General features: G+C 64.9%; 15 protein-coding genes and 1 pseudogene. 3 read left to right on the top strand and 13 right to left on the bottom strand.

Features of this window, described 5'->3' with window-relative positions; genetic code table 11:
- Nucleotides 1-213: 213 nt before the first annotated feature.
- The gene (locus tag UC32_RS18960) at nucleotides 214-1449 is read right to left on the bottom strand and encodes an MFS transporter (protein WP_082072223.1); all 1236 of its coding nucleotides are present in this window, start codon (nucleotides 1447-1449) and stop codon (nucleotides 214-216) included.
- Between the two features lie 105 nt (nucleotides 1450-1554).
- Here UC32_RS18960 and UC32_RS18955 point away from each other — a divergent pair, with 105 nt between their 5' ends.
- Complete coding sequence (locus tag UC32_RS18955) at nucleotides 1555-2130, top strand: TetR/AcrR family transcriptional regulator (protein WP_045732723.1); 576 nt, start codon at nucleotides 1555-1557, stop codon at nucleotides 2128-2130.
- A 412-nt stretch (nucleotides 2131-2542) separates the two neighbouring features.
- A complete protein-coding gene (locus UC32_RS18950) occupies nucleotides 2543-3295 on the top strand; it encodes a lytic transglycosylase domain-containing protein (RefSeq protein WP_045732722.1) in 753 nt (250 codons plus the stop codon).
- Between the two features lie 40 nt (nucleotides 3296-3335).
- Here UC32_RS18950 and UC32_RS18945 read toward each other — a convergent pair whose 3' ends face one another.
- The 6 genes from UC32_RS18945 to UC32_RS18920 form a co-directional block, all read right to left on the bottom strand.
- On the bottom strand, nucleotides 3336-4913 hold the full coding sequence (locus tag UC32_RS18945) for an ATP-binding cassette domain-containing protein (RefSeq protein WP_045732721.1): 1578 nt from the start codon (nucleotides 4911-4913) through the stop codon (nucleotides 3336-3338).
- Entirely contained in the window at nucleotides 4906-5742 is an 837-nt protein-coding gene (locus UC32_RS18940) for an ABC transporter permease (protein WP_045732720.1), read from the bottom strand. Before UC32_RS18940 ends, UC32_RS18945 begins: the two co-directional genes overlap by 8 nt.
- Nucleotides 5735-6676: an ABC transporter permease gene (locus UC32_RS18935; RefSeq protein ID WP_045732719.1), complete on the bottom strand. Its 942-nt coding sequence runs from the start codon at nucleotides 6674-6676 to the stop codon at nucleotides 5735-5737. The genes UC32_RS18940 and UC32_RS18935 overlap by 8 nt, the downstream gene beginning before the upstream one ends.
- Before the next feature lie 30 nt (nucleotides 6677-6706).
- Nucleotides 6707-8251, bottom strand: coding sequence for an ABC transporter substrate-binding protein (locus UC32_RS18930; RefSeq protein ID WP_045732718.1), 1545 nt, complete (start codon nucleotides 8249-8251; stop codon nucleotides 6707-6709).
- A gap of 152 nt (nucleotides 8252-8403) precedes the next feature.
- Nucleotides 8404-9375, bottom strand: coding sequence for a D-2-hydroxyacid dehydrogenase (locus tag UC32_RS18925; RefSeq protein ID WP_045732717.1), 972 nt, complete (start codon nucleotides 9373-9375; stop codon nucleotides 8404-8406).
- A gap of 3 nt (nucleotides 9376-9378) precedes the next feature.
- Nucleotides 9379-10053 (bottom strand): haloacid dehalogenase type II, encoded by a 675-nt coding sequence (locus UC32_RS18920; RefSeq protein WP_045732716.1) that lies wholly within the window; start codon nucleotides 10051-10053, stop codon nucleotides 9379-9381.
- 103 nt (nucleotides 10054-10156) lie between these two features.
- Here UC32_RS18920 and UC32_RS18915 point away from each other — a divergent pair, with 103 nt between their 5' ends.
- On the top strand, nucleotides 10157-10459 hold the full coding sequence (locus UC32_RS18915) for a DUF4193 domain-containing protein (RefSeq protein WP_045732715.1): 303 nt from the start codon (nucleotides 10157-10159) through the stop codon (nucleotides 10457-10459).
- A 36-nt stretch (nucleotides 10460-10495) separates the two neighbouring features.
- Here the strand turns inward: UC32_RS18915 and UC32_RS18910 are convergent, their stop codons facing one another.
- From UC32_RS18910 to UC32_RS18885, 6 genes and pseudogenes are all read right to left on the bottom strand, one after another.
- Nucleotides 10496-11821 carry a flavin monoamine oxidase family protein gene (locus tag UC32_RS18910; RefSeq protein ID WP_045732714.1) on the bottom strand — a complete coding sequence of 442 codons (1326 nt, stop codon included), beginning with the start codon at nucleotides 11819-11821 and terminating at the stop codon, nucleotides 10496-10498.
- Nucleotides 11822-11855: 34 nt separating this feature from the next.
- Nucleotides 11856-12122, bottom strand: a pseudogene (locus UC32_RS20645) (universal stress protein); the annotation flags it as partial.
- On the bottom strand, nucleotides 12118-12978 hold the full coding sequence (locus UC32_RS18900) for a substrate-binding periplasmic protein (RefSeq protein ID WP_412178036.1): 861 nt from the start codon (nucleotides 12976-12978) through the stop codon (nucleotides 12118-12120). The gene UC32_RS18900 and the pseudogene UC32_RS20645, both read right to left, overlap by 5 nt.
- A gap of 78 nt (nucleotides 12979-13056) precedes the next feature.
- On the bottom strand, nucleotides 13057-13719 hold the full coding sequence (locus UC32_RS18895) for an amino acid ABC transporter permease (RefSeq protein ID WP_045732712.1): 663 nt from the start codon (nucleotides 13717-13719) through the stop codon (nucleotides 13057-13059).
- Entirely contained in the window at nucleotides 13719-14366 is a 648-nt protein-coding gene (locus tag UC32_RS18890) for an amino acid ABC transporter permease (protein ID WP_045732711.1), read from the bottom strand. The genes UC32_RS18895 and UC32_RS18890 overlap by 1 nt, the downstream gene beginning before the upstream one ends.
- A gap of 7 nt (nucleotides 14367-14373) precedes the next feature.
- On the bottom strand, nucleotides 14374-15165 hold the full coding sequence (locus UC32_RS18885; RefSeq protein ID WP_045732710.1) for an amino acid ABC transporter ATP-binding protein: 792 nt from the start codon (nucleotides 15163-15165) through the stop codon (nucleotides 14374-14376).
- Nucleotides 15166-15230 lie beyond the last annotated feature (65 nt).

The following is a 15230-nucleotide window of genomic DNA, read 5'->3' as shown; positions in this document are numbered from 1 at the left end:
TCATCGGCACGGGCCGGGGCAACACCCCCGAGCACCTCATCTTCCCCGCCGACCTTCAGGTCCGGCAATCCTGCGGCTGTCGCCGGGAATGATCCCGCCGGTCGGGAGGTTCCGGAACGTCATGACCCACGCCTCCGAAAACCTGGGCGCGCGGACGCGGACCCTTCCGCCGCCGTCGTGCGTTCTCTTCCAGGCATCCTGGCCAGGCAATCGCTACAGGCTGTGGTTCGACTGCCCTGCCGGTTGGGGCTCCTCATCGCGCGCGCTCCGGCCGTGCGGCCGGCCTGCATCCGTTGCGCGCCCCACGCGGGGAGCAACCAGTGCGGCGGCGACGACAAACACGAGGGGGATAATCAGCGCGTTCCGCAGGCCGTGCTCCTCGCCCACGAGTCCAAGGACTGGCGGTCCAACGAGGAATGCGACGTATCCCATTGTTGCCACGAATGCCACCCTGGCGCTGGCATCCGGGTGGTCGCCGCCCGCCGCGGAGATTGCCAACGGGAAGCCCATTGATGCGCCGAACCCCCACAGCAGCACGGCGGCCGCCGCCACAATCTGGCTGTCACTGAAGGCAACCAGCCCCAGTCCGGCAGCTCCGAAGAGTGCGCTGGCTGTGAGGACCTTGGCCTGGCCGAATCGGTTGACGAAGCTTCCGCCCAGGAACCGGCCGGCGGTCATGGCCGCGGCGAAGGCGGCAAAAACGGCCGAGCCAAACGCCGGATCAAGGCCGTGACCGTCAACCATCACGAGGGGCAGCCAGTCGTTCGCCGTTCCTTCGGCCAGTGCCATGGCGAGGATAACGATTCCGATAGGCAGCAGTGACCTGTCGAGCCCGGCCCATCTCCGGCGGGTCCCTGCACTGGCTGTGGGTTGGCGGATGCCTGTTCCCCTGGCGACGTGCGGCATCGCCAACGCCCAGGCGAGGATGGATACCGCTCCGATAATGATCAAGTGCCACAGGACGGGGAAGTCCGTCGCGGTGAAGGCGATGCCCGCCAGCGCCCCCACTACCGTGCCCAGGCTGAAGAACCCGTGCAGGAGGGGGAGGAACGATCGTCCCAGAAGTTGCTCAACCTCGGCACCTTCGATGTTCATGGCCACTTCGCTTGAGCCCATGCCAACGCCGAACAGGAACAGCCCTGCCGCCACCAATACAGCGCTGCCCAGGGCCGCTCCCACCCCAATGGTCGGCATGCTGGCAATAACCCCGCCGATGCCCGCGAAGATGACAGGCCGGGTACTGAAACGGGCCACGAGGGTCCCGGAGGCCAGGATGCCGATCATCGAACCGACGGAGAGGCCAAACAGGACCAGGCCCATCTGGGCCGTGGTGGCATCGACCAAGTCGCGGATGGCAGGGGTCCGCGTGACCCAGGACGCAATCGTGAGGCCGGGGAGGAAGAACAGAAGTCCAAGGGCGAACCGTCGTCTATTCACGGGAATCGTCACGGGATTGTCTCCAAAATGCTTCCAGCCTCATTCATGTACATATGTACATGACTACTTCAACTAGGCTACACGGTTGTTGACCATTGCCTATCAGGGAGGCATCCCGTGGGAAAGCCCGCGTCGCGCAGCGAATCAGGCCGCAGGGAAGCGATAGTTGTTGCTGCCCTTGACGTCATCCTTGAACATGGCACCCATCAGACGACGCACCGCCTCATCGCCGAACGCGCCGGGGTGCCGCTGGGGTCGCTGACTTACTACTTCGACGGGCTGACCCGGATCATCGAGGAAGCCTTCGAGCTGCTTTCGGGAAGAATGGCCGCCCTTTACCGCGACAAGGTGCAGGCCGTCAGTACCCGCGAAGGTGCCATTGATGCAGTGGTGGACCTCATTTGCGGAGGCAACTACGCCGCGCCCCGGGACATCACAGGCCTTTTCGAGATGTACGCGTTCGGCAATCACAACGCCAAGGTGTGGAATCTGTGCCGGGATTGGCTTGCCACAAGCCGGGAGAGCCTTTCCCTCCACTTCCAGGAATCCACCACACTGGCCCTTGATGCACTGATCGAGGGTTGGCCCATGCACCAGGCCTGGGAAGCCCGCGCCGCCGACCCGCAACTCGTCAGAACGGTTGTCTCCGCCATCGTCGATCGGCTGGAACCGCCGGAACCTGGCCGGCCCTAGCTGCGCCCGGCGCAACAAGCGAAACCTATTGCGTTGCGGAACGGCCGGAAGGCCGGAGCGCACCGTCCATAGCCTTCTTGCGGGTGGACCGTGGGCCGGCCCCCAATTCTGGTACCGGCCCACGGCGGGGGCCGCTACTGCCTTGGGCCACCCTCACCTGTTACCGCATCCTCGGTGCAACAGGTGGTCCTTAGCCCGATTCCGGGGCAAACCTGCGGAGGGGAGCGTGGTGGACCGCTGAACCTTTGGTGGTTGGCGTAGAACTCACGGGGGCTCCCTTGCGCGCACTGTGCGGGCTGGCTGCTCAACCACGAGTAGGTACAAGATACCCCACCCGACGCCCTCAGGCCACGGTGACGCCACCGCCATGCAGAGGTGAACTGATCGGGGCGGTGAGTGGTTTGATTGGTCAGTGCTCCGTATTCGACGTTATGTGGTCCTCTGCCTGTTCCTGATCTGCGTGGGCACCGCATTCTCGTTCTGGATTGCCGGGCAGTCCGGTGCGGAGGGCAGCGGCAAGCTCCTCCCGCCACCTCCGTTGGCGGGCGTGAAACTCGATGCAGGGCGTACCGGCATGTCAACCGCTGTGAACGTCACGGCCAGCCCGGATGCCCGGTGGCTCACGGATGCAGCCGCGCAGACCGGCATCCCCTCCAGGGCCCTGCGCGCCTACGTTGCCGCATCCTCCTCAGCCAATGCGTCGTCCCCGGCCTGCGGGATCGGCTGGAACACGCTGGCGGCCATTGGTTTTGTGGAATCGGGGAACGGGACCCACGGCGGCGGCAGCCTGGACGCAGCAGGGCAGGCGGGTGGAGCCATTGTGGGGCCCAGCCTCAACGGTCAAGGATTCGCCGCCATTCCGGACACCGACGGCGGCGCGCTGGACGGAGATGCGCAGTGGGACCGGGCCGTCGGCCCCATGCAGTTTATCCCTTCTACCTGGCGGCTGGTGGGCCGCGACGGCAACGGTGATGGAACGGCGGACCCCTTCAATATCGACGATGCCGCCCTCAGTGCTGCCACCTACCTCTGCCTCCACGGCCGTGACCTTCGAACCGCCCAGGGGTGGACGCAGGCCATCTACTCGTACAACCAGTCCGATGCCTACCTCCGCCGGGTCAAGGACAAAGCGGTAACGTACGCCACGGTGACCGGCAGCCTCTGAGCGGATGGGGCTGGCCCGGACGCTGCCCCTGCCGCGCGGGTCAGGCTGAAGCTGCCCTCATCCGCTTCAGGTGCAGTCCGCGGCAGGGGATGGCGGCTGATACGAGGTCCTGGCTGTGCGGATGCCGGGGGTCCGCGAAGAACCGGTGGGTGTCCGTGAGTTCAACGAGACGCCCCTGGAAGAGGACCGCCACGCGCTGGCACATATGCCGCACCACATCCATGTCATGGGTAATGACCATCAGGGACAGCCCCCGTTTGCGGTTGAGCCGCTGCAGCAGGTCCAGGATGGTCCGCTGCGTCAACGCGTCCAGCGCCGACGTCGCTTCGTCGCAGATGAGCACCTCGGGTTCCATCAGCAGGGCCCTCGCGATTGTGACGCGTTGCAGCTGTCCGCCTGAACAGTCGGCGGGGCGCCGGTCCAGCAAGGCCGGATCAAGCTCGACGTCCTCCATTGCCTCCCTAAGCCGGCGGCTGCGCTCCGAGGGATCCAGCCAGCGCCGCAGAGGCGCCTCAAGACTCGCCCGGAGGGTCATCCTCGGATCAAAGGAGTCATGCGGTTCCTGGAACACCATTTGAACGGCTGTAGGTGCTTCGCCGGCGCCAGGCGATAGCTTTCGGGCCATGGTTCCGCTGCTGATGGTTTCGAGCCCCACGATGGCCCGGGCAAGCGTGCTTTTCCCGGAGCCCGACTGGCCCAGCACGCCAAGGATCTCGCCGCGCTTCAGGGTGAGCGAGACATCGTCCAGGGCCGGACGGCCGCGGCGCCGCCCTGTCCCGAATTGCTTACAGACATTGGCCAGGGTCAGCACGTCGCTCTGGCCGGCGGCGGTGTCCAACGTGCCGGACGGTGCCAAGTTGGATGCCTCCAGGAGTTCGCGGGTATAGCCGGTCCGGGGGTTTCGCAGGACGGACTCCGTAGTTCCTGACTCCACGATCTTCCCGTCCTGCATCACCAGGACCCTATCTGCGAAAGCCGCCACCGAGGCGAGGTTATGGGTGATGTAGAGGATTCCCAGTCCGCGCTGCGTCCTCTCCCGGTCGAGCAGTTCCAGGATCTGCTGCTCCAGGACTTTGTCCAGGGCCGACGTCGGCTCATCTGCCAGGAGGATCTCCGGCTGGCCGGCAAGGGCCATGGCGGTCATGGCCCGCTGGGCCATGCCACCCGAGAGCTGGTGGGGGTAGGCGCGGGCGCCCCAGTCCGGGTTTTCGAAGCCGACCTCCGCCAGGAGCTCCAGGACTTTCGCCTCGGCCACCCTGCCGCGAAGTCCGCCATGAAGTTTCAGGGGCTCCAGGAGATGCTTGCGGATGGTCCTGTTCGGGTTGAACATTTTCTTGGGCTGTTGGAAGAGCATTCCCAACCGACCCCCACGGACGCTGTTCAGCTCCGTCTCGGACGCCGTCGTGATCTCCAGCGTGCCGAGCCGTACGGTGCCGTGCTGCACGCTCAGGGCTGGCGGCAGCAGCTGAAGTACTGATCGGGCTGTCATGGTCTTGCCGGAACCCGATCCGCCCACCAGCGCCACGAATTCACCTGGCCTGACGGTCAGGCTGACACCGGACAGCACTGTGCGTCCGGGACCTCCAACTGACAGGTCCTCGATGACAAGCTCAGGCATGCTGGCCCTCCGTCACGATTGCGTCGATGGGGTCTGCTGCCCGGCGGGCGGCTCGCTGCCCAATGAGGGTAACGCACAGGGCGATGACGAAGATGGCGAGGCCGGGTGCCAGGATTCCCCAAGGGGCACGTTCCGCATACGGCTGGGCAGCTGCCAGCATGGAGCCCCAGTCGGACTGCGGCGGCTGCACGCCAAGCCCCAGGTAGGACAGCGCACCGACGCTGATGAGCAGCTGCCCGAACCGAAGCGTCGCCTGCCCCAGCATGGGAGCAGCCAGGTGGGGGAGGACATGGCGGAAGATAATGAACGACGGCGGGCAGCCCACCACGCGTGCGGCTTCAACGAAGCCCCGTGCCGACACGTCGTAGGCCAGGGTGCGGGCCAGCCGGGCGAACGGCGTCCACCCGGTCACCGTCAGGGCCACCAGCAGAGACATAAAGCCAGTACCCATGGCAGCCACGATGAACAGTGCCACCACCATTTCCGGGAGGGCGAGGAGCACGTCGTTGGTGCGGGTAAAGAACTCATCCAGCCAGCCTTTGCGCCGCGCGCTGAGGACGCCGATGGTCAGTCCGATGACTCCGGTGAGCACCGTGGCCAGCGCCGCCACCAGCATGGAGAAGCGCCCGCCGTCGAGCAGCCTGCTCAGTGTGTCCCGCCCCAGGTGGTCAGTTCCCAGGAGGTGGGCGCCGCCAGGAGGGGCCAGCCGTGCGGCCAGGTTCTGCTCGTCGGGGGGAAAGGGCGCCAGCCAGGGGGCCGCCGCCACTGCAGCGACCGCGAGGATGAGGATCACGACGGCGGCAGCGTCTGTCGCAGGCCATTTACGCAAGGGTGCCTCCCACCTTGGGGCTGAGGATCCGGTGCAGGAAATCGGCGAGGGTGGTGATGGCCACGGCAAGTCCCACCACCACCACTACGCCGCCCTGCGCCAGGGGGATGTCGCTGTTGATGACTGCGTCGTAGAGCAACCGCCCCATGCCGGGGATGGCAAAGATGACCTCAACAATGACTGAACCGCCCAGGAGCCCGGCAAACCAGACGGCAAAAAGCGTGGACAGCGGGACGAGCCCGTTGGGCACCACGTGGTGGAGGATGGTCTGCGTCCGGCTCAGGCCACGGGCCCTGGCGGCCGGAATGTGGTCGGCCTCAAGGGCGTCGATCACCCCGGCACGCACGGCCGACGTGAAGAAGCTGATGGGCCGCAGCGCCAAGGTGGCCGCCGGCAGCACCATCGAGGCAGGCGTACTCCAGCCTGCAGACGGAAGCAGCGATAGCTTCAGTGCAAAGACGAGGACCAGGAGCGGCGCCAGCCAGTACTCCGGCATGGCAATGAAGGACTGGGTGATGGTGGTGATCAACTTGTCCGTCCTGCCACCCTGCCTGAGCGCTGCGGTGATTCCCAGCGGCAGCGAGACCACCACGGCCGTGCCCAGCGCAACGATCACCAGGCTGAGGGTGATGCCCAATGCGGGAATGACCTGGTCCGCAACGGGCGTGCGGCTGACATGGGACAGGCCCATGTCACCGGTGAAGAAGTCACCGAGCCACCGAAGGTATTGGACGGGCAACGGATCCTGGAGCCCCAGGCTTTCGCCCAGGGCCTTGACGGTGGAATCATCCACCACGTCCCCGGCGACGCGGGAACGGATGATCTTCCGGACCGGATCGCCAGGGGTCACATACGGGATAAGGAAGACGGCGTAGGACGACAGCAGGACGGCGGCCACGAGGGTCGCCGTCCGCTTAGCGAGAAAGGTGAGCATGCTGCTGGTCCGAAAGTTTGTGACCGGGCCTCAGGACCCGGACTTCGCGGTCTGGGCGGTCAGCACGTACCGGGACAGGGGATCCTGAACGTAGTTCATGACGCTGCTGCGCAAGGCGTCGGTTGCCTGCTCGTTGACCAGCCAGAGGTTGACCGCCTCCGCGTCCAGGATTTTACCGGCCTTTGCGTACAGCTTGTAGCGGTCTTCGGTGCTTGATGTCCGTGCCGCCTGCGCGATGACGTCGTCGTACTCCTGGTTGCAGAAGTGGCTCAGGTTGTAGGTGCCTTTGCACGTGTAGTCGGCGGTGAGGAAGCCAATGGGATCGGCAATATCGATCAGCCGGTTCCGCTGGCTGAGGATCATGTCGTAGTTGCCGGCCAGGACGTCAGGCTCCGCGGAAGCGTATTCCTTGGCCTGGATGCTGACCGGGACGCCGATCGCTTTGAGGTTGTCCTGGATGACGGTGGCGACGTCCGCGAATTCGGCCCGTTCCACGATGGCGATGATCTCCAGTGGCCGGTCTGCCGTGTAGCCCGCGGACTGGAGCAGTTTCTTGGCCTCCTCGACATTTTGCTGTGGTGCACTGGCCGTGCCTGCCCAGGGCTCGGACGGCGCGAAGGGGCCGGCGGCGGGCAGCGCGGCGCCTTCGTAGACACTGGCTGCCAGGGCCTCAAGGTCCAGGGCGGACCGGAGTGCCTTGCGGAAGCCGACGTTGTTGAATGGGGCTCTGCCGTTGTTCATGTAGAGCGTGGCAGTCCGTGGAGAGTCCGCCTTGAGGACTGATACGTCGGGGGCGTTTTCCAGGGATGACAGTGCTGACGCCGGGATGGACAGGGAGATGTCCGCCTCACCGGTCTGGACCTGGGTAGCCCTGGTGGCGCCGTTGGTGATGAAGCGTACTTCGGCGCCTGCCAGCTGGACGTCCCCGCCCCAGTAGTCGCTGTTGCGGTCAAGCGTCAGCGATTGTTTTGCTTTCTCGGATACCGGAGTGAAGGGGCCGGTGCAGTGCCCAAACGGGTCAACGGTGGCTCCTTGGTAGGCGGCGGGAGCAAGGACGCCGGTGTTGACGCTCGCCAGGCGGTACGGCACCAGCGGGCTCTCCGCGGGGGTGGTGACCCGTACGGTGCGGGCGTCCGTAGCTTCCACCTTGCTGACGATGCTGGGGTTGAACGCCCGGGCAGGTACTTTCGCCTTGAGGACGGAAGTGAGAGCCGCCGCCACCGATTCGGCTGTGAAGTCCGTGCCGTCCTGGAATTTGACCCCTTCGCGGATGGTGAAGTCCCACTCCAGGGGAGAGGCCTGCTTCCACTCCGTGGCCAGGAAGGGAACAACCTTTCCCTGGGCGGAGTCGTACTTCGTGAGTGTCTCCAGGCAGCCCGAGAGGGAGAGGATGTAGGCGGCGTCCGACTCCAGCGCCCAGTTGGCCACGGGCGCCCGGAAGTTATCCACCACGATCCGCTGGTTGGGGTCGGCCGCCTTGCTGGCTGCACTGGTCCCGCCGCCGCTGAGTCCGCAGCCCGTAAGGGCCGTAAGGGCGGCAAGCCCTATCGCTGAAAGTTGGCCGAGTTTACGCACTGGAACCGCCTGAAGATGTGCCCGAACGGGTTGGGCAGAAGAAACTAAGACGGTTTAGGTTAGCCTAACCTTTCGCGCGGAAGGAAACCGGCGTCCCTGATGGGAGTAACACTGCAGGGAGTTGCAGGCTTTAGTGCCGCAGGGAAAACCCGTCAGCGGACGAAGCCCAGCGACTTGTCCACGATATTGACCAGGGGTTCGCCTTGGACGAACCGTTGCAGGTTATGGACGAACAGTTCTGCCAACTCGTCCAGGTACGACTCGGTGTCTCCGCTCATATGCGGCGTCAGGACCACATTCCGCATGCTCCACAGCGGATGTCCCAAGGAGAGTGGCTCCGGATGGACCACGTCGAGGGCGGCGCCGGCGATGTCCCCGCCGGTCAGGGCGTGCACCAGGGCGTCCGTCTGGATGAGTTCGCCGCGTCCGACGTTGATGACATGGGCCGAAGGCTTCATCGCGGCGAATACCTCCGCACCGATCATCCCGCGGGTGTCTGGGGTCAGCGGGGCGGCAAGCACCACGAAATCGAAGCTGCCCACCACACCCGCCAGGTCTGCGGAGCTGTGGATATCGGTGAAATCCGCATCGCCGGGGCGGCTGGTGCGCCCGGCCCCGCTCACGTCCATCCCCACGGCCCTGAAGAGCCTGGCGATCTCGCGGCCGATGGAACCGGTGCCCACCACCAGCACGCGCCTGCCGTGAATTCTCCGGGTGACCCGGTGCTGCCATTGCTGCTGCTGTTGCAGCAGGAACGAACCCTGCGCATCCTTGGCGATGTCCAGGACGAAGCCCAGGGCAAACTCTGCGATGGCGCGGCTGAGCACCCCCCTGGAATTCGTCAGGACGACGTCGCTGTGAGCCAGTTCCGCAAACAGCAGCTTGTCCACGCCGGCGGCGGAAACATGGATCCATTGCAGGGAGGACGCTGCGTGCCAGTTGTCCCGCAGCGCCGGTGCGAACGAGTGCCACTGGTACAGGACGTCAGCTCCCGCTAAGGCGCCGGCCAGATTTTCCGCCGTCACGGGGCGGACCTCGGCCAACCGTTCAATGTCCCGGAGCCGGGGCGGAAGCTCCTCCCGGTACAGGACGGCAACGACCGGCCGTTCGCGGTTGCCGGACACTGCCTACAGGCCCAGCTGCCGGTTGAGCTCATCCAGCGAGCGGACGGTGGCGTAGTTGTAACCGGGGCTGTGCGGGTCGTAGCCGCGGTCCAGGTAGACCGTGCTGGTGAAGCCGAGGTCGTGGGCGGGCATCAGGTCATACCGGGTATGGGAGGAGATGTGCAGGAAGTCCTCCGGTGAGGCGGCCAGCGAGTCAAGCATGTACTCGAATGCCTGGTATCTGGGCTTGTAGGCGCCGGCCTGTTCTGCGGAATACACCGCGTGGAAGGTGGCACCCAGGCGCGGAACGCTGGTTTCGAGGAAACTTTGATCGGCGTTGGAGAGGATGACCAGGGGGTAGTTCCGGCCCATGATCTCAAGGGGGCCGGGAACGTCCCCGTGCGCGCCCCAGCTTCGAACGGCGTCGCCGAACTCTGCGCCGGCCCCCTCTGTGGCCGCCAGCCCCCACCTCCTGCAGACGCGGTTGAAGGCATCCTCCAGGACCTGCTGGTACGCGTAGTACTCCCCGCAGACCTGGTCATACCGGTAAGCCCGGAACATCGCCTTGAAGGCGGGCCACTGCTCTTCCGTAAGGCGGCCGGCGAGGAGGCGCCGGGTGGTTGCATCGAGTTGGAAGTTGATCAGGGTGCCGTAGCAGTCAAAGGAGATGTACTGCGGACGGAAATTCGTGGAAGGCATGACTTGAACTCTAGGTGTCTTGGCCTGTCCGGGAACAATGGCGCAACGGCGCACGTTGGAGACACGTCAAGAGAGCAGCCGGCAAGAGAAATGAGATGCACCCGTGGCAACCGATTATGACGAGGTCCGCTCCGACGTTAAGGAGTCGCAGGACCGTTCCCTGGAGGCGCTGCAATCCGCCAACGCCCCCGACGCCCGCAGCGTTGTCACCCAGCTGGACGAGGCGGACGCACTGGATGAAGGCCTCACCCCGGGCGGAGAAATTGTCTCCGAGGAACTGACGGTGCAGGTCATTCCCCAGGGCGCTGACGAATTCACCTGCTACTCGTGCTTCCTGGTCCGGCACCGGTCCCAGCTGGCGCGCGAAAGCAACGGCCACGCATACTGCCGTGAGTGCGAGGGTTAGAAGCAGTGTGAGCAGGCCTGGCCCGCCCTGGCACCACTAGCAATCAGGCTTCAGGGCAGCCCGGATCTGCGCCGCCACCCGCTCCGCCTCGGCGTAAGCTCCATGCGTTCCGGCGGTCTCCGACGTGTAGTCGCCGGCGAAATGCAGTGAGCCGATGGAACGCTGGAGTTCGGGCAGGGCTCCGGCCCGCTCCGGGCTGAGCAGGGCAAAGCAATGTTGCCAGGTTTGGGCATGCACGCCGATTACCCGGCCGCGGAGCTCAGGGGCCACCGTGTAGACGTGCTCCATCCATTCGGCGATCCTTTCCCGGTCGTCACCGAAGCCTGGCAGGTAGCCCGAGGAATTGCCGTAGCAAGTGAGCTGGAGGATGTTCTTTTCGGAGCCGCCGTCGCCGCCTGGCACGGGGTTGATGATGGCGTCGAATGGCATCCCGACTGTCACCACGAAAGCCCAGTCCCGGAATTCGGGGAGCCCCTCTATGTTGGCCACAATGTTCAGGGTGGTGCTCCCCGGGCAGGCCACCCTTTCCAGTGCAGCCACCTTCCATTCCGGCAAATTCCCGACGACGTGGGGCACCACCGGGGCGGGCACGGCCAGAACCACGTGTTTGGCAGTCAGTTCCTGCCCACCGGCCCCGCCCGCAACGGACACTGCGTAACCGTCCCGGTCCTGGAGCGGAGCCACGCCCGTTACCCGTGCATCGCAACGGACCGTGCCGGCGGGCAGTTGGCGAAGCATCGCCCGTGGAATCTCCTGCATTCCTTTTACCGCGTACAGGCGGTTGTCCCTTTCCCTGGCCAGGTAGCTGGCAAAGTAGCGCATCGCGTATTTTGCCGACAGATTCGCGGGGTCGCCCACGGCGCCGCCCCGGATGGCCGTGGCGATGATGTCGCGGACAGCCGGCAGGAGTCCGGCAATTCTTTCGGCCACCGTCTCATCCGAAAGACGGTGGAGCTCGCTGGGGGTGGTCCGGTCACTGACATAGTCCTGGTACTCGGTGAGGGAGTCATCGATGAACTTCGTCAGCTCGGTTTTTTCCGGGCCGGTGAGGTTCAGGCCGGCCACCACATCCTCATTGGTGCGGGACACAACGGTCTTGCCGTTGACGTGGATACCGTACGTTGTGGGGAGGAACGGAACAGTTTCGATGCCCAGCTCATGGACCAGCTTTTCTGAGTTCGTCCCCTTGTACACGAACATCGCCCCGGAATTTGCCGGTGTTCCCGAGAGCTGGACGGTGTGGGACCGTCCGCCGATATCCTGCCCGGACTCAAGGACCAGGACGTCCAGGCCCGAGTCCCGGAGGTAGTACGCGGTTCCGAGCCCGGCGGCGCCGGCGCCAACAATGATTACGTCGTGCAAGGTTCGCTCCTTCTGGGAAATTCAGTGGTCCACATCAGACGGCTTCGTAGGTATTGGCGATGTAGACGTCGCAGGGGGCATTGCGGGCCACGCTGTTGGCGACGCTTCCGAGGACGCGTCCGATGCCGTGCATCCTGCGGTTGCCCACCACGATGGGCCGGGCTTCCTTGCTGACCGCTTCACGGATCAGCGCATCTGCGGGCCGGCCCCGGACCGGGGACCTTTTGGGCCCCGGGATAGCGGCAGTGCGGCGCCGGACAGGTTGGCCGGCGCCGCACTGAGGGATAACGACGGCGTCAGAGCTCGCTGGGTGCGCCCGGTTCACCCACTGAGGGGTCAATTCCGTATTTGTCCAGGATCTTCTTGATGGTGCCGTTCTCGCGGAGCGTCTGGATGTCTTCGTCCAGGGCCTTTCCGAGCGCGTCGTTCTCAAGGCTGGACGGCAGCATTACCTGGCCCACGGCAGCGAACTGGGGAACGTTGGCGTTGGGTTTGACGTCGATGACCTTGGCGCCTTCGATGGGTGCGTCCTTGAAACGGTATTTGGCGGATGCCGACGATGCCACCAGGGCATCGATCCGGCCGGCCTTGAGGTCGGAGTAGATGGACTCGTCATCCTGGTAGATCTTGAACTTGTCGCCCAGCCATTTGCTCATGCTGTCGTTCCAGAGGTTGCCGGCCACCGAGCCGACCATCTTGCCCTCCAGGTCGTCGCTGGTGATGCCCGTGGTCGAAACAATCGCCTGCGGGTCACTCCACAGCGGGGTGCTCATGTAGACGATCTTGGTCCGTTCCTTGGTGCGCAGCCAGTTGCCCGAACCGATGTCCACACGCTTGGTCTGCACTGACGGGATCACCGCACCGGCGCCGCCTGAGGTGCTGACAGTGACTTTGAGGCATTCGAGCTTGGCGATCTCGGCGATCAGGTCGCCCTCCATGCCGGTGACACTGTCACCGTCGAGGATCGTGGCCGGTGCGTAGTCGTAGCTTGCAACCGTGAGCTCGCCGTCGTTGAGGGTCTTGAGCTCGTGGGCCGGCTTGCAGTCGGAGCTGCCGCCGGCTGATTCAGTACCGCCACAGGCGCTGAGCGAAATGGCGAGCAGGCCGGCGGCGGTGCCCGCCGAAAGTGCGCGCACGAGGGTACGGGATGGTCGCATCATGGTTTTCCTTTGTTATGGGACGGGGCTGGTGGCCCGGGGTGTGTGGTGAAGCGGGATGGTTTTTGCGCGGTTGGGTCAGTTGCGTTGCAGGTGGCGTCCGAGTCGCCATTCGAGCACCCGGACGAGTGCGAGGAAGACGAGGGTGATGGATCCGTAGACCACTGCGGTGAGGACATAGACGCTGAGGTATTCGAAGGTGATGGATCCGATTTCGAAGGCCTTTGACATAAGTTCCGGCACAGCGATCACGAAGGCGAGGGCGCTGCCCTGGAAGACCAGGACGGCGAGCCCGGCCAGGGGCGGGGTGGAGATGCGCAGTGCCTGCGGCAGGATGATGAGCCGGAATCCCGACCAGCCACGGAGCCCGGAGGTTAGCGCCGCTTCCTTTTGGCCCAGCGGGACGGCAGCAAGTCCGGCGCGGAAGTACTCCGAGGCGTAGGCGCCGGTGTTCCAGGTCAAGGCGATGATCGCCGTCATCAGCGAGGTCAGCGTGATTCCGGCGTCGGGGAGGCTGAAGTACAGCAGGTACAGCAGCACCAGTGCGGGCAGGCCGCGGCCGATCTCCACGAACAGGAACGAGATCCACTGCAGCGGTGCAAGTTTCGATGCCGCCATGACGGCGAACAGCAACCCGAGGGGGAAGCCGAAGAGCAGGGAAAGGCCGGTCAGTTGGAGGCTGACGCCCAGTCCGGGAGCGAGGTCCGGCAGCCAGCCGAGCCATTGTGTGAGCAGGTCCATCACGCCACTCCGATCTTCCGGCGCAGCGTCAGGTCAACCCGGCGCGAAACCAGGGCCACCGCGAGGCTGATCACGATGTAGAGGAGCCCGGCAACCACGAACGACAGGAGGCCTTCGTGGGTTTGCTTGGCGCATTGCTGGGCGTAATAAGTGATTTCGCGGACGCCGATGGTGGAGGCCAGGGCTGAATCCTTCAACAGGCCGATGCCATAGGTGGCGATGGCCGGCAACGCCACCCGGAATGCCTGCGGGGTAATGATGTGCCCCACCGTGGTGACTGTGCTGAGCCCCAGCGCATGGGCGGCTTCACGCTGGCCATCAGGGATGCTCAACAGCCCCGAGCGGTAGATCTCGGCCATGAACGCCGAGGCGATGATGGAAAAGCCGATGATGGCGGCCTGGATGGTAGTGAGCCTCAGTGCGAACTGGGGGAGGCCGAAGTAGATGAGGAACAGCCAGGTGATCGGCGGGATCACCCTGACGATGTTGATGTACAGGGTGGCGATGCTGCGGATGATGGCGATGGGGGAGCGGGCGGCGCCGACCAGGACCAGGCCGATCACGCCGCCGATGATCAGGGAGGCGGCCGTAACGTACAGGGTGAGTCCGACGCCCTGGGCAATCGAGGACAGTAGTTGGGTGATCATCGACGCCTCACCGGTCCAGTACGGCCTTGAGAAACTGGCGGGTGCGTTCGTTCTGCGGCTGGGACATGACCTGTTCGCTGGGCCCGATCTCCAGAACGCCCCCGTTGCCCATCACCATGATCCGGTCCGATACGTCCCGGGCGAAGTGCATTTCGTGGGTGACCACCAGCATGGTCATACCTTCGTCTGCGAGGTCGCGCATGACTGCCAGGACCTCGAGGCCGATCTCGGGATCGAGGGCTGAGGTGGGCTCGTCGAACAGCATGACCTTTGGGGAGAGCGCCAGGGCCCGGGCAATGGCGATGCGCTGTTGCTGTCCTCCGGAGAGGCGGGCGGGATAGGCCTTGGCCTTGTCCGGAAGTCCAACACGCTTGAGCAACCGTTCGGCAACCGCCTGCGCCTGTTCCTTGCTGGATCCGAGGACCTTGCGTTGCGGCAGGGTGATGTTCTCCATCACAGTCAGGTGCGGGAACAGGTTGAAGCTCTGGAAGACCATGCCGGTCACGCGCCGGAGGTGGTCGAGGCTCGCCTTGTCCGGCAGCTTCCCGCCGGCCACCACATGGGCGCCGCCGATGGAGATCTTGCCCTCAGTTGGCACCTCAAGGTAGTTGAGGCACCGCAGGAAAGTGCTCTTGCCCGCACCGGACGGTCCGATGATCGAGACAACTTCGCCCTCATTCATTGCAAGATTCACGTCCGACAACACGCGGGCGGCGCCGTAACTCTTACCGAGACCGGTAACAACCACCTCACCGGAGAGCGCGGTTGGAGGAGCTTTTGTGCCGAAGCTTAGGCCCATTGTTTCTTCCTTTTGCTAGCGGACGCATCCGCCCTGGGGGCGCGTACAGCGTTGGCTGTGACGCG

Origin of the sequence: Pseudarthrobacter chlorophenolicus (assembly GCF_000962805.1) — a bacterium.
Taxonomy (GTDB): domain Bacteria; phylum Actinomycetota; class Actinomycetes; order Actinomycetales; family Micrococcaceae; genus Arthrobacter; species Arthrobacter chlorophenolicus_A.
This window is presented reverse-complemented; position numbering and strand designations above follow the sequence as displayed.